A 14,284-nucleotide genomic window follows, 5' to 3' on the forward strand; every position below is an offset into this window, starting at 1 on the left:
CAGCGAGCCTCTTTATGGAAACGGCCGGGACTCCTTTTCCAAAACGGGCCCCCTTCCTTTACTGAAACCAGATCCCCATGGAGCATTGAAACTAATGCGGGCTGCCGCGGTAAACAATGCTGACCAATTTGTCTGCGCTCAGTAGTTAGCTTTCGCGCTTTTCTCCAAAGCTTGGAGATCACAGCCCGGCAATCGAATCGATCCAGCTGGCATAGACGTCGACTCGCGTGTTGTACTCGTTATCGCCAAAGCTGGAATTCGTCTGAGTTCCCCCCGAAGTGATCCCGGCTATGTAGTAAACGCCATTCTTCAGGACGAACTCGGGACTGCCCGAATCGCCGACCACCGTATCGTCTTGCTGGTTATTCTGATATGTCCAGGTTAACAGAGTGCTCGTCACATTTCCGATTGGAGTCGTCCCCTTGTGTTTAACGCCAAAGGCATCTCCATCACGGGCGCCGAAACCGACCAGCGTCAGCAACTGGCCCGCCGCGGGCACGGATTCGTTGATCGGGCTTGGAGCAACGTTCAATACGGATTTCGTCAACTCAAGAACAGCGATGTCATTTGCCGCATTCGTTCCGATCTCTGCCGGATCATATTCGGGATATTCGAATACTTTCGCGACGTTGTAAGTCGCTCCTCCAACTGTAAAAGTCAAAGTCGAAGGATCGCGGCCATCAATGACGTGGGCGGCCGTCAGTACGAATCGCGGTGCGATCAAAGTGCCGCCGCCGACGCCCTGGCCACTGAAGTTGACGATGCCAACCGAGGCAAAGCCCGTGGTTGTCGCCGCATTTCCTTCTTCATTAAGCGGTTGCGAACTATCGGAAGTAGCGGAAGAATTGGTCGAAACGCTGGCCGAGTTACCGCTGGCGTCGGACCGCAGGTCGCTATCGGGACCGCCCGTGTATCGCGAATAATATTCAACGGAGCCCGCCATCGTCGCAACGACGGCCGCTTCCCCGGTCTTGGCCATCTGGGTGGCGTTCGATGTTAATCCGGATTGCTCGGGCTGCCGACGGAGCAATTGCTGGTAGAGCAGTAGCGTGCGATCTTGGAAAGCTTCCGAGCTATTGGCAATTCCCTCCACCACGCTAACGCGATTGTTATTTTTGGTGAATTGCTGTATCCAGCCTGCAGCTTCGGTTGTCGAAACCGTCCTATTCAGAATATCCTGGTATAGCACCTCCACAAAACCGGTGGGACTGGAATTCCCCTGTGTCCGGTAAAATTCGGGAGAGGAAGCGATGTCGACTCGAATCTGTTCGATCGTAGCACCTTTCTGCATGTCACCCAGATACGAGGTCTGGCCGCTCACGTCCACGGACCGGTGGAGCAGGGATTCATAAAGTGCGTTGATTTGATCGGCGCGGTATTCCTTCGAACTTTCGATTCCGGTGACCACAGTCGACGGAGCGACTCCCGCATCCAATTGGACCGCCCATCCATCCAGTTCAGCCAGCGATCCATTGCGGTTCAATAAATCGCGATAGAGTTGGGCCACGAACAATTCGTTGGAAGTCTTGGTGGTCGTCCCGCTTACCGTAATGGGAACCGAGCGCGTCAGAGCCGTCGGGTCGGGCTGATTCAGAATCGGATTAAAACCGGCAACCGTGAAGGTGAAATTCCCCGAGCCTGACGCGTTTAGCTTCGGTTCAAAGTTCGCGGACTGAATCTGGGCCAGCGTATAGGTCTGACCTGCCGCAGCCACCGTACCGTCCGAAAACATAACCTGACCGATTGCGCCGGGAACCTGGGTTACGGTGTAAATCAAATACGGTTCCTTCGTGGAAGGAGTTGCAAAATTCAAGCTGCCCAGTCCCAGCGAGATTGGTGCGGCGTTGGTCAATAAGTTGAGAGGATTGATGCTGCCGGCCGTCTGAGTCGGCGGAATCAAAAGAGATTTGACATCGACCGTAACGTTTACAGTGTCCACGCTGGCCATGCCATCGTTGATCGAGAAAGTAATCGTTCGAGGGGTCGTAACTGGAGCGGGACTGACGTCTTGATACTGAACTGACTCCAGAACCGCCTCGTACTGGGCCTCTGTCGCCGCTCCAGAAAGCTGCAGAATCCCTTGCGTCGCATTGAACGTTCCGGTAATGCCTCCCGAAGGAGTGAAACTCAGCAGATCTTCGCCTGGAACATAATTACCGATCGAAACCGAAGCGTTATAGATGGTGTGTTGACCGGAACCATCCGGAAGAGCAGGATCGGGATCTTGGATTGAAAGCGTGGGGGCCACGGGCAACGGAGTACCGTTTTGCACGAATTGAAGTGTATTGGGGGGAACGCTCAGAGTCGGAGGAACATCGGCTGCATTCACGTCGACCACCACGTAGGCGGGCAGGCTGGTTACACTGCCATCGCTGATGCTAAAGTCCACTTCGCGACTTCCTGCTATCGGATTTACTCGCGAATTGTAGTACTCGATTGACTGTAATGCGGTCTGGTAATCCGCAATAGACGCCGTCCCAGATAACGACAGCACGCCGGTTGCGGAATCAAAGTTCCCGGTAATTCCATTCTGGTTCGTAAAGATCAATTGATCTTCATCGGAGAAGTAAACGCCCGGGAAGGATATCGTTGCCCCCGAAAGTGTGGCGCCGCTATAGTTTATCGTCACCGTCGGATCGATCGCGAACGCTGTGCGTCCCGCGGTCACCTGCAAATTCACAAAGCCAGTGGTGACATACGGAATCACGGGAACCGTTAGAGTCAGGGTAGCATTGGCACTTGGAGTTAAGCCGTCGTTAACCGAGAAACTGATCGTCCGAGGCAGGCCGCTGCGTGCCTGGACCAGGTCGGTGAAAGTCACGCTGGCGAGTGCTATCTGATAGTCGTAAACGGAGGATTCCCCCGAAAGAGTGAGGATTCCGGTGTTCACGTCGAACGACTCCTGAATACCGCCGAAGAGCTGAGTTGCGTTCAGCGAATCTTCTCCCGGAGAGTAATTCCCCGAAATGGCGACATGGGCGCCGAGAAGCGTTGCAGCTTCCGAATCAGAAACCGTTAATCCCTTGTCCAGAACGACGGCGTTGGTTCGCGTTGAAGCGGTCACGTTGGCCGTGCTCAGGGTCACTACCGGGGTCTGAGGGACCGAAGCGCTGCTGCTCACCTGCAACCGCTCGGTGGCATTCGCGAAATTCTTCGTCGAATTGTCATTAATGACGGAGACTGTCAATTCCCGAAACCCGGGCGTGACGGAACCGGAAAGATCGACATATTGGATGCTTTGCAAAGCCGCCGTGTAATCGGCCGCAGTGGCGTTGCCCGATAGAGTGAGAACGCCCTTCGCGGAATCGAACGCACCGCTGATTCCGTTCTGATTCGTGAACAGGAGTTCATCTTCCCCTGGGTTATAAGTGGCCGGATAGAACGAGATCACTGCCGCGACGATCTGGCCGCCCTGAGGGTTGCTAACCGTGATTCCCGGATCGAGGGCCGCAGGAGCATCGCCCTGCATGTAGAGAAGGCCTATTCCCAAAGGCGCGACAACCGGGGGCGAATTATTGGCTTTGGTGACGATCGGCTCGGTCAGGCTTGCCTGATTGCCAGAATCGTCGCCGAGGGCGATCACAAGTGACTCGTTCGACGGCGTTCCGCTCGAGTTGTACTGCACGTCGTCGAGGGCAATCTGATACATATTGACCGGTTCTGTACCGCTCAGCGAAAGAACGCCGGTGGCCATATTGAAAGTGGCTGTGATACCCGTCTGCTGCTGGAATTTCAAAGGCAAGATCAGAAAGTCTTGGCCTTGAACGTAGTTGCTGATTGAGACGCTGGCGCCGCGAATCATTCCATCTTCGGCATCCTCCACTTGGAGTTGTTCCAACAAGGGAGCGGGACCGGAACCGAGGGTATATGAAACATTGGTTGCGGGCGAAGGAGTCTGGGTGTCGTTCGGATTGCCCGCGTTGGGATCGCCCAGTACTAGAGACAAAGGATAGATAGTAACGCCAAAGTTACTGGTTATCGGCGTGGTGAACTCGCCCTGATACCGCGACACGGCTACCTGGACGGAATCTTTGAAGAACGCTCCCGGCTGCGGTGTATAAATCATGCCGTCGAGTTCCTGACTGACGTCGAAACCTGGACCGACCAGTGTTAGTTCATTGCTGCCCTGGCCGCTGAGAGTCACATCGCCCTGGAAATTCGATACCTGGAACGAACCGCTGTTGGCGTGAACGATCACCTGTACCTGAGCGTTGTTATCGAATTCCTCCATCGGATCGGTGACCACAATGGCGTTGCCCGACGCTGAGCTAAACTCGATCGGCGTATTGCTCGAAGTGTTCTGAATCGTCGGAACGGTGACCGTGGGATCGTAATCGGGTGGAATGATGCCCGATGTATAAGCGGTGTATACCGGCGGATTGGTACCGTCTTTGATGACGCCGTAAAAATAAATCGGCTTGGTCGGATCGTAAGGTTGCGAGGCGAATTCGGCGAAATCGTCCCATTCGAAGGATTGCTGGCCCGCCTTGAAGGGAAGGTCGGAAGCAATCAGCTGACCGTTGTAACCGCTCGAATTGGTGTCGGCGTAGATATCGATGGTGGTGTCGGTGGGATAGGAGGTAGTCCCGGTGTAGTCGATGTCGGCCGCCGGCGAACCGCTTTCGGGAGAAGCGCTTAAAGCTAGCGTCGGCGGAGAATCGCTCGCCGGGGAAGTATCCGGAGCGATTTGATAGGTGACAGGCGCCCCGCTTCCGTCGACAATAACCGTTCGCGTGCCGGGCAGATAGAAGCTGAACCCGGCGCTGTAAGTGCCGAAAATTCCCAGATCTGCCGAGACACTTCCCTGCACTTCCCCGGTGAGATCCACCTTCAGGGTAGCGCTGATCTTGACGATCACGGTAACACTCGCAGTGAACTGCGCGTAGCTGTTGGAAGCCGATTGTTCGGGCCGAATCTGCAGATAGACCGTCAGCGTCCCGAGACTCTTTCCGCCGATCTTCGGAATATTGCTCGGAACGGTCACATTGAATCCGCCGTTGAAGGTGATGTCGCCCGACTTATCGAGATCGAATGCCAGGTTACCGGTCAACACGCTGCCGTAGGGCGGGATGGATATGATTGTCGAGCTGCCCGAAATATTAATTAAGTTGGGCCCGGTGAAGTAGAAGATCGCTTTTCCGGAGCCCTTTCCATACAAGCCGCCCAGATACTCGATATCGCCGTCGATCTCCATCATCTTGGCATTGATTTTGATGCTGCCCGTTACAGTGGCGGCGGCTTCGGTCTTGTTGTAAATCTTGATGCTCGGGCCGAATGTTCCCGTCACGCTGCCATCAAATTCAAAATCGTCCGCCAGGTCGTTGAGCCCGCTGACCTGCCCGGAGATGCTGGTGATGTAACCGAAATCTCCGATCGGAATACCGGGAGTCCGTGAGAAGCTGATGCCGATTTCGCTGAGTTGCCCGTTACTGATTTCGAAAGAGCCACCCACGGTGATTCCGCCGGGCAGACTGACCATGCCGCTTCCCGAAATCGTCGTATTCCCCTGGCTATCCTGGGCATATTCGAATTCCAGATCCTGGATTCCGATGGGGCCCAGTTTCAGATCCGCAATCTTGATTTCCAGGCCAAGCAACTGTACGCTGCCGTCAGAGGTATTAATCAGCAAACCCTGACCCGGCAGTGAAACCGTACCGGTAAATCCGCTGGCTAGAGAGACCTGAAGGCCACCGGTGATCTGCAGAGTACTCGCCGCGGAATCATACTGGAGCGTCAAGCCTTTCGACGTGGCCGTAACGCCGTCCAAGTCGATCGAGCCGTCCAGTTCGATATCCAGCGACTGCAGAGAACCGTCCACAATTTCGATGCCGGGATCGTCGGGTCCCGAACCCAGGCTGACGCCGAAATTATTGAGTACCGAATGGCCACCCTTGGGTGCTGTCGTCAAAATGACCGTACCGAAAATCCCGAAGGAGGAATTGGTACTGTCATATTCGACTCCGGCATCTTTAATGTGCACTTTCACGCCAAACAGCGAGAAATCGCTGGTGATACTCGCTTCCAGGCTCTGCAGCTGGCCGTTCTGAAGCACGATGCCGGGAGTCGTTCCTTCGCCCAGCTGCAATTCAACTTTGATCGTCTGTGAGGCGGCTTTGAACGTCGCATTGGCGGTGCCGTCGATCGTGATGGTGTCCGACGGCACATCGTATTCCAGGGTCAGGCTTTCGACGTTGATCGTCAGGTTGCCCACCGTGAACTTTCCGGTTAACTGCGCGCCGAGCGAGATAATTTGCGCCTGCCCGTTCGATACACTGAAAGTAAGCCCTGTCGTTCCGCCCCCCCCCAGATTCAGGCTGAAAGTGGCACTGCCGACCTGCAACGTCGTACTGCCCGTGACCGTGACGCTCAGATCGGGATTAACGACCTGATTCAACCCGGATATATTGATGTCCCCCAGCGAAGGAAGCTGAACGTCCTCCAAAGGAGGTGGATTGAATCCGTTGAGCTGCAGATTGCCGTTGACCAGTGAGATGCTCGGGTTCCCAGCACCTCCCACGGTGATCGCCTGGCCGAAGTAATTGCCCGTGCCGGAAAAAGTGAATTGATTCTGAACCGGGTCGTAAGTCACCGACAATGTGCCGGGATTGAAAACGACGTTATCGAGAGTTTGCGTGTTCGCGAAAGTATAAGTATTGCTGGCGAGTGTGACGACTCCGTTCCCAGTAGTCGGGTCTTGAGTGTAATTAAAATTTCCGGTCACCGGGCCGATGATCAGCCCGTCCGCATTGAGATTGAAACTGCCCTGAATCGTATAGGCCAGCGTGGATTGACTGAAATTGGAGCTCCAAACGAATCCGGAGGTCGATTGGATCTGCACTCCGGCCACATTGATAGACGGCGTGGAGAAACTGACCGAACTGATCACCCCGTTGACGATCTGAACGCCCTGGCCGACACCAAGAGTGACGGGAATAACCTGGCCATCGAGCGTAAGTGAGGCAGTGCCCAGAAGAGCAATCGTCGTCGCGTTGACGGCCTGACTGTACAGGCCGTACGGCGTGAACGTCAAGGGCTGCACGCTCAAGGGACCTGCCACCTGGAAGTTCGACAGACTGTTGCCGTTTTGATCGATGCCAAAGATGTAATTGGTTCCCGTTCCGGAAATCGTCAGATTTTGACCGGAGACTGGGATGGTAGCCTGGCCCTGGAATATCGTGGTGCCACTGGTCGGATTGAAGGACGCAGTTAGATTGGTGACATTATAAGTAAGCCCATTCAGGGAGACGCTCCCCGACGGACTGAAGAAATTATAAGTCGATGCGGTTACATTGCCATTGCTGTCCAGAACGAATCCGCTAGTGCCGTCGGCCCCAAGATCGGCGTTGCCTTGCGGTGTCGTGGCGCCGCCTACAAAAGAGAACGCCTGGCTGTTGGGATCGTAAACCGCGCTCATCGGCGACAAACCGTCCACGGCCGCGGGAGTGTAGGTTATGCCGCCAAGTGTGAGGCTGTTGAGCGAAAAACTGATGCTGCTGACCGTGCCGTTATTCGCAACGATCCCCGGAGGAGAGGAGCCAAACGTCACCTGCGCATGACCACCCTGCAAACTTGCCGTGGCACTACCCGAGAGATCGAAGGATGCGGAATTCTCATCGTAAATCGCGGTCAAGTTTCCAAAGAACGAAAGTCCGCCGAAATTGACCAGCGTCACCTGGAAGGATATAGGATCCAAAGCTCCGTTGGTTATAGTCCAAGGGGATTGATAGGTGCCTGGAGGCGGTTCATATGTTGAGCCTGACGGATAAGGCGGATACGCCTGATTTGCCCCCCCCTGCTCGTTTACCCCGAGTAGGATGATTTGTGTGACCCCGGGTGTCAGAACCGTCTGCGCCATCCCCTGAATAGTGAACTGATTTTCCGTCGTGTTAAAACCCAAGAACAACCCCGGTGACTGGATCTGAGGGTAGGCTGTGAAGCTCTGATCCCCGATGGTCAGGCTATTGATCGTAAAAAGCGGGAGCGGGTTCGCGGGTTGATACTCCAAGTTTTGCAACGACTGAAGAATGCTCAGTTGCCCATTGTTGTACTGCAAACCTCCGGAGTACTGCGCTTGAGTTCCGAAGGTGACACTCGCAGAACCGACATCGAATTCTGCAGTCGCGGTTCCAGTGATATTGAAGGGATAAACCTCACCGGCATAGCCGCCGGAGCCGGAATAAGCGACGGTCGCGGTCAAGGCGCTCGATTGAAACGTCAAGCCGTCGAGTGTAAAGGTAAAGGGTCCGGAACCTCCGTTGGCATCCTGAAAAACTGGCAAGATGGAGAAAGTGTTGTTAGGGGCATAGACGCCAGGAATGAAAGTAAAAGCAGATGTACTGGGATAGAATGGATTCTCGTTAATGGCCAAAGAGGACGCCGGGATCTGTAGTCCCGCATTGGTGAAGCCGGACAAACCCAAAACCCCCCCCAACGATAAATACGCCGAATCGTAGGTATGGCCAGAAGAAGTGCTGTAATTGACGAAAAAGTCGCCCGGCACAAAAGTCTGTCCGCCGATCTGGAAAGGTACCGCATCGGCGTTCGGAATCTTGATGTCGGTATCGTTGACGAGATCGCTCATCGTAAACAAATAAGGATTTCCCGTTCCGGTATCGACAAGAGTTTGATTAGTGGTTTGTGAACCGTTCGAAAGAATGGCCGCCATCACTTGAGTGGATATCGTAACGGTGCCAAAAAAACTGTTATTGCTATTGCTGAAGGATAGGTTGCTGAGTGTCAATCCATTAGGAAATGAAAAGAAGGGTACGAAATTCCCTTTCACTTCACCGCCGGGCACATAGAACCCGGCCGTGACTGCCGAAGTGGAAGTCACCGTTGTCGTTTGTGGTGTCGTGGCCGGGAAATTTCCCTGGAATTGCAGATCTGCATAAGGTCCGTAACCCACATTGTAGAAAACATCTACATTTGCGGGGACCACACGATCTTCGAGCAATTGCACGCCCAGTTTGTGACGACGCACTGGCTTGACAGAGAGAGCCTGATCGACCCAGCAACGCTTCAACCAACTCAGGGGACTTGCCATGATGGAGACCTTTCAATTCTCGCGGGAGAGTTCGGCGCGCAGACTGAGCCAGACCGGCGGAAAGCCCGTCGAGCCAAGGCTGTTGATCGCTTTACCTGCTGCGTATAAAAAACGTAAGGAAGAAATTAAGGCATAGTTTTTTTTCGCAGTTCCAGTTCCCTGCGCCACTTCGCGGCTTCATTTGTCCGGCCACAGTCTTCACACAAATTGACCAGTTGGCGGACAATAGAGGCAGCCAGATCATTGAGATCCAGTTTCCCAGTGCTACCCAGAATTATCAAACCGTCGTAAAATCGCTCGAGAACACCGATGGCACGATCTCTGTGACCCGAAGCGATATTGCACTCCACAAGGAAGCCGACGCACCAGCGAACTTCCGCCGATTCGAAGGAAAATTTTGTCCTATAAGCCGTGTAGAGTTTTTCTCCCACTTCGACTGCTTTGTCGAGTTGTTTCGTGCGCTGATATGTTTCCATCAGGCGTCGCATTCCTCTGAGTCTTAGTGGATGCGAAACGCCCAATTGGTCCGTTTCCAGAGGCAGCAGTTCCTCTCTCAGGGCAACCGCCCGCTCGAGTCGGCCGGCGTCCTCGTAAGCCGAAGCCAAATTATCCTTGAAGAATAAGACATTGGGGTGCTTCGGAAACTGTTCTTGCGTACTTCTCGCCGTCTCCTCCAGAATGGGCATCGCTAGATCCATCTGTCGGGCCGCCTGATAAACCAACCCGAGATTGTGACGTTGCCCGATGGTGGTCAAGTCGAACTCGCCCAGATGCTCTTTCATCAGCAGTTGAGTTTCGATGTGAAGAGCTATCGCCTCTTTGTGCTGACCTCTGAGGGAGTAGATTCCCGCAAGATTGTTCATGCTCCAGAGCGTATCTCGATGGTGGGGCCCGAGGTGTTCCCGCATCCTCTGAAGTACGTCTTCGTATAGCTCCTGGGCCTGATTCCAGGAACCGGATTCTTGATACGCTTCTCCCAAAGTTTTCGTAGCAAAGAGGGCTTTCTCGCTCTCCGCACCCAGCACATCCGTATACAGCGAGCACGCTCGTTTCAGCTGAGGAATAGCCAAAGCAGGCTCTCCTAATCGGCGATAACTCATTCCGATCACCGTTCGAACGGAAGCCTCGATGAGCGGTTGATCCTTGAACGCAACGCCAATTTCGGGCACCGCGGAATCGATTGCTCTGCGAAGCGTCACCTCGTTTCCCAGCCCGTTGTCGGCGACCGGTCGCCCGGCTGCTAAAACATTGTTTTCAAGAAAATGCAGCACGGCCGAGACTTCGCGACCTTTGGCTTCCGCCCTTTCCCGCTGCCCGGCCTCGGCCTTAGCCATCTCCCGTGCCCTCTCATTCGCTCGAGAAGCGCGAAAAGCCAGTATTGTGCTTACGGTGATACCAGCGATCAGCAGCAGGCAGATCGCCGCTACGGCGGACAAAAGCGCTTTGTGTCGACGGGCCATTTTCCGAAAGCGATAAGCCCGGCTCGGAGGACAGGCTTCGACAGGCTCATCGTTGAGATATCGCTCCAGATCGCGTGCCAAGCAATTGGCGGAGGCATAGCGTCGCGTCCGATCTTTCTCGAGAGCTTTCATCACGATCGAGTCGAGTTCTCCATGAAGCTCCCGACTCCATTTCGCGGCGGCGACCAGTCGATAGTCCAGCTTCGCCGGAGAACTCTCCCCGGGCTCCATTAAACGGAGGCTCGGACGCGGCGGATCTTCCTCGCGAATGAGACGGAGATTATCAAGCAGAGTGGTTTTTTTGATTCGCTGTCTCGTCAGCGGGGTTGTACCGGTCAACAATTCGTAGATGAGTACGCCCAGAGAATAAATGTCGGCCCGAGAATCGATATCCAGGGAGTCGAGATTCGCCTGCTCCGGGCTCATGTATTCTAGTGTGCCGATCACTGTTCCCAGACCGGTCACGAGCGTACTTTCCGTCAGATCCTGACCGACGGCTTTGGCCACCCCGAAATCGATAACCTTTGGGACGGGTTTTCCTTCCTGCTCAGTGACGAGGACATTGGTCGGCTTCAGATCGCGGTGAATTATTCCTTTCTGGTGGGCATGCTGCACGGCCTCGCAGACGGGTATCAGCAAAGCCAGTCGCTCGCGAGGTGGAAGATTATGTTCATCGCAGTATTGCGTGATCGATTTGCCCAGGACCAGTTCCATCACGAGGAAAGGTCTCCCCGAAGAAGTCACGCCACCGTCAAGGACTTTGGCGATATTCGGGTGATCCATAAGCGCCAGGGCTTGGCGTTCCGCCTCGAAGCGAGCGAGCAGCCCTTTGGAATCCAGCCCCGGCTTGATTAATTTAACGGCAACCTTCCGCTTTATGGGCTCCAACTGGAGTGCAGCCCATACCGAGCCCATTCCGCCGCCGCCGATTTCATCGACGAGTCTGTAGCGGCCCGCAACAACAGTTCCGGATTCGATTCCTGGATCGGTAAATTGAGAAGCGGAGTGTTGATGGAGAATTTTGGGCACAAACGTGGGAGCAGCCGGTTCCTCGAGAAAGTCGCCGGCCAACTCGCTTGCTTCAAGTAACGATTCCACCTGCTTCCGGAGCTGAATATTCTCCGCGCACTCCGCATCGAGAAATCGTCCACGCATCTGGGCGTTGTCGACAAGGAGAGCCTTGAGGAACAATTCGTTAGCTCGGGGGTTCCAGATCTGCATTCCAAGCCCAAACACAGGGTGCGGCAAACAATAGCTGCTGTGCGTTGGAAAAGTCGCACGAAAGTAATGCGAATTTTAGAGGATTTTTGCAGACAAAAATTTGATTTATTTCGAAAGAAATGTGCCGTCGCCTTAATCGCTATTAATTCGTCGGTATAACCACGCACGGCCAACCGCCCATAATCGGTCGGCCACGCCGCGCGTGATGCCCAGAGCATCTGCTGCTTCCTGATGCGTCAATCCGGCAAAGTAACGCAGCTTGATCAACTGGGCGGTTTGTGCGTCGCACTCAGACAGTTCAGTCAAAGCTTCGTCAATTGCCAGCAACTCGACGGAGCGTTCGGATTCATCCGCGACGGCAAGCAGGTCAAAGTTCCGTCGCTGTCGATCTCCCCCTCTTTTGAGGGTGGCTTTACGGCGTGCGGATTCTACCAATATTCGACGCATCGCTTCCGCCGCAGCTGCGAAAAAATGACCGCGATTACTCCAGTGGGAACTATCTGAAGTATCCACAAGGCGAATGTAGGCTTCGTGGACGAGAGCCGTGGGATTGAGAGAATGCCCGCAAGCTTCACTCGCCATGCGGGAGGCCGCCAGTTTGCGCAGCTCTTCGTAGACCTGAGGCAATAACTCGACTGCGGCCCGTTGATCGCCTTTAGCGGCTGCATCCAGAAGTATCGAAACGCTGCTCATAGCCTATTCGTAATCATCCGAAGACATAAACAGGTGTCGAATTCAACCCATGTTGCGAAGAGAGACCCATGCTAACTCACAAGTTTCCCCGTGTAAATAATTTGTGAGTTTGATTAGTCGGGACTACGTTACTTCTTATGCATCAAAATCAAACTTTTTATTAAAACCAATTTATTTATTGGAAACTTGTGAGATAATTTGAATGGCTCATCCGTTTTTAGTTGTAAAGTTGAGTGAAAATGCTCTAGATTTGGTTGACGAAGCCGCGAATCTCTGCAATGGTCGGCCCTATTTTTTTCGAGGCCCAATTCACGTCCAGAACGTACTCTCGTCCAGAGCGTAGTTAGACTCTGAATTCCATAACTTCGGCGTAGCACTACCCGAATCTTGGTATTGAGACCCTCCACTGGGCCGCTGCTTTTGCGTTCCTCGAAGTAGGCTAAAATCCCGTCCCAATTATTCTTGAGCATCGTGATGAACGGCTCCCAATCCATCTCAGTCTCGCGGGCCTGACTGATCGCGTTTAAATTTCGGGGATATTGAGGAATTCTTGAAGCATGAGTTCCCGCCGTTGATCACTGGCACAGGCGGCCAAGCGTTTCTTGTTTAGGGATTCTTTGCCGCTGGCATTAACTAATATACTTAGAGCCAATCGTTTCAGACGCGTGAAATTCTGAGGTCCATCGCCCTCTCGAACTCGGCTGTCGTCATCGCCAAACGTCACATCCAAATGCCAATGCAAACCGTTTTCTACACCCCAGTGATTGCGAACGGCCTGGGCGAAGACTTCCGCGGTCGCTTTCCGGCGGCTGATGTAATATCGAATTTCACTCGTGCTCCGACCTTTATCGCGGCGATCGGTTACCACAACCCCCACGCTCTTGAGTCCCTGCCAATCCTTCCGGGACGACAGGAATTTCAGATCCGAAAATACCCGGCAACCCCGGTACTCTTCCCGACCTTGATTCTTCTCGGTCGATTCGCACAACGTCGTCGCCACCTCCGTAAAACCCGACTCCAGATGCTTCTGAAAATGGGACGATATTTCCGCAGGCAAGCTCGGCTGATTTTCTTTCAGCGCCAAAAGGTAATCCGCTTTCCGCCGACGGATAGCCCGCGCGATTTCCTTCGGGCAGCCCATCGCGTCAATGGTCCCGATTGAACCGGCGAACCGTCACGACGTGCCCCGATGGGCAGCGGACTTCGATCATCGTCGGGGACGGCTTTGTTGAATCGGAAGCGGTGGGAACTTCCGTGATCGGAACGAACGCGGGAGACGCCTCGGCCCCCCGACGCTTGAGTTCCCGTTGCCAGTAATAATAGGCCGCCTCGCTGATTCGATGCCGTTGACAGAAGGCTCGAATGGATTCGTTGCTGGAACGCTGATCTAAAATTCGTCTTCTTCCAAAATGCTTCCCGCTGGGGATCTCGAACACGACGCTTCGACATGACTCCGACTCCTGAGGGTTAAAAACCTCCAGGATAACTCATCTGACAAGAACGGAGTTCACCAGCCGGATACAAAGAGGGCTCGAAAGGTCGATTCCTCGATACTGTGAACAGTCACAACGTGTCTCGACGGACAGCGAACTTCGATCATCGTCGGGACCGGCTTTGTTGAATCGGAAGCGGTGGGAACTACCGTGATCGGAACGAACGCGGGAGACGCCTCGGCCTCCCGACGCTTCAGTTCCCGTTGCCAGAAATAGTAGGCGCCTCACTGACTCGATGCCGCTGACAGTAGGATCGAATGGATTCGTTGCTGGAACGCCGATCCTGAATAGTCTGCTTCCAAAATGCTTCTAACTGGGGATCTCGGACACGACGCTTCGACATGACTCCGACTCCTGAGGGTTAAAAACCATCA

At 54.1% G+C, this 14,284-nt stretch carries 7 protein-coding genes; all 7 read right to left on the bottom strand.

Going from position 1 to position 14,284, the window contains the following annotated elements; genetic code table 11:
• Positions 1-178 precede the first annotated feature (178 nt).
• Complete coding sequence (locus KIH39_RS08040; protein ID WP_213498825.1) at positions 179-9,043, bottom strand: DUF4214 domain-containing protein; 8,865 nt, start codon at positions 9,041-9,043, stop codon at positions 179-181.
• 125 nt (positions 9,044-9,168) lie between these two features.
• Positions 9,169-11,724 (bottom strand): serine/threonine-protein kinase, encoded by a 2,556-nt coding sequence (locus KIH39_RS08045; RefSeq protein ID WP_213498826.1) that lies wholly within the window; start codon positions 11,722-11,724, stop codon positions 9,169-9,171.
• A 132-nt stretch (positions 11,725-11,856) separates the two neighbouring features.
• On the bottom strand, positions 11,857-12,417 hold the full coding sequence (locus tag KIH39_RS08050; RefSeq protein ID WP_213498827.1) for an ECF-type sigma factor: 561 nt from the start codon (positions 12,415-12,417) through the stop codon (positions 11,857-11,859).
• Between the two features lie 128 nt (positions 12,418-12,545).
• Complete coding sequence (locus tag KIH39_RS27000) at positions 12,546-12,911, bottom strand: transposase (RefSeq protein ID WP_213498828.1); 366 nt, start codon at positions 12,909-12,911, stop codon at positions 12,546-12,548.
• A gap of 29 nt (positions 12,912-12,940) precedes the next feature.
• Positions 12,941-13,558 (bottom strand): ISAs1 family transposase, encoded by a 618-nt coding sequence (locus KIH39_RS08060; protein ID WP_213498829.1) that lies wholly within the window; start codon positions 13,556-13,558, stop codon positions 12,941-12,943.
• 4 nt (positions 13,559-13,562) lie between these two features.
• On the bottom strand, positions 13,563-13,853 hold the full coding sequence (gene tnpA, locus KIH39_RS08065; protein WP_213498830.1) for an IS66 family insertion sequence element accessory protein TnpA: 291 nt from the start codon (positions 13,851-13,853) through the stop codon (positions 13,563-13,565).
• A 250-nt stretch (positions 13,854-14,103) separates the two neighbouring features.
• The gene (locus KIH39_RS08070) at positions 14,104-14,253 is read right to left on the bottom strand and encodes a hypothetical protein (RefSeq protein ID WP_213498831.1); all 150 of its coding nucleotides are present in this window, start codon (positions 14,251-14,253) and stop codon (positions 14,104-14,106) included.
• Positions 14,254-14,284: the final 31 nt, after the last annotated feature.

This window comes from Telmatocola sphagniphila (assembly GCF_018398935.1).
Classification (GTDB): Bacteria; Planctomycetota; Planctomycetia; order Gemmatales; family Gemmataceae; genus Telmatocola; species Telmatocola sphagniphila.

What these genes read in the sequence shown, in the direction of transcription:
- KIH39_RS08040 (WP_213498825.1), bottom strand. Translation starts at nt 9,043, where the DNA reads ATGGCAAGTCCCCTGAGTTGGTTGAAGCGTTGCTGGGTCGATCAGGCT.
- KIH39_RS08045 (WP_213498826.1), bottom strand. Translation starts at nt 11,724, where the DNA reads ATGCAGATCTGGAACCCCCGAGCTAACGAATTGTTCCTCAAGGCTCTC.
- KIH39_RS08050 (WP_213498827.1), bottom strand. Translation starts at nt 12,417, where the DNA reads ATGAGCAGCGTTTCGATACTTCTGGATGCAGCCGCTAAAGGCGATCAA.
- KIH39_RS27000 (WP_213498828.1), bottom strand. Translation starts at nt 12,911, where the DNA reads ATGGATTGGGAGCCGTTCATCACGATGCTCAAGAATAATTGGGACGGG.
- KIH39_RS08060 (WP_213498829.1), bottom strand. Translation starts at nt 13,558, where the DNA reads ATGGGCTGCCCGAAGGAAATCGCGCGGGCTATCCGTCGGCGGAAAGCG.
- KIH39_RS08070 (WP_213498831.1), bottom strand. Translation starts at nt 14,253, where the DNA reads ATGTCGAAGCGTCGTGTCCGAGATCCCCAGTTAGAAGCATTTTGGAAG.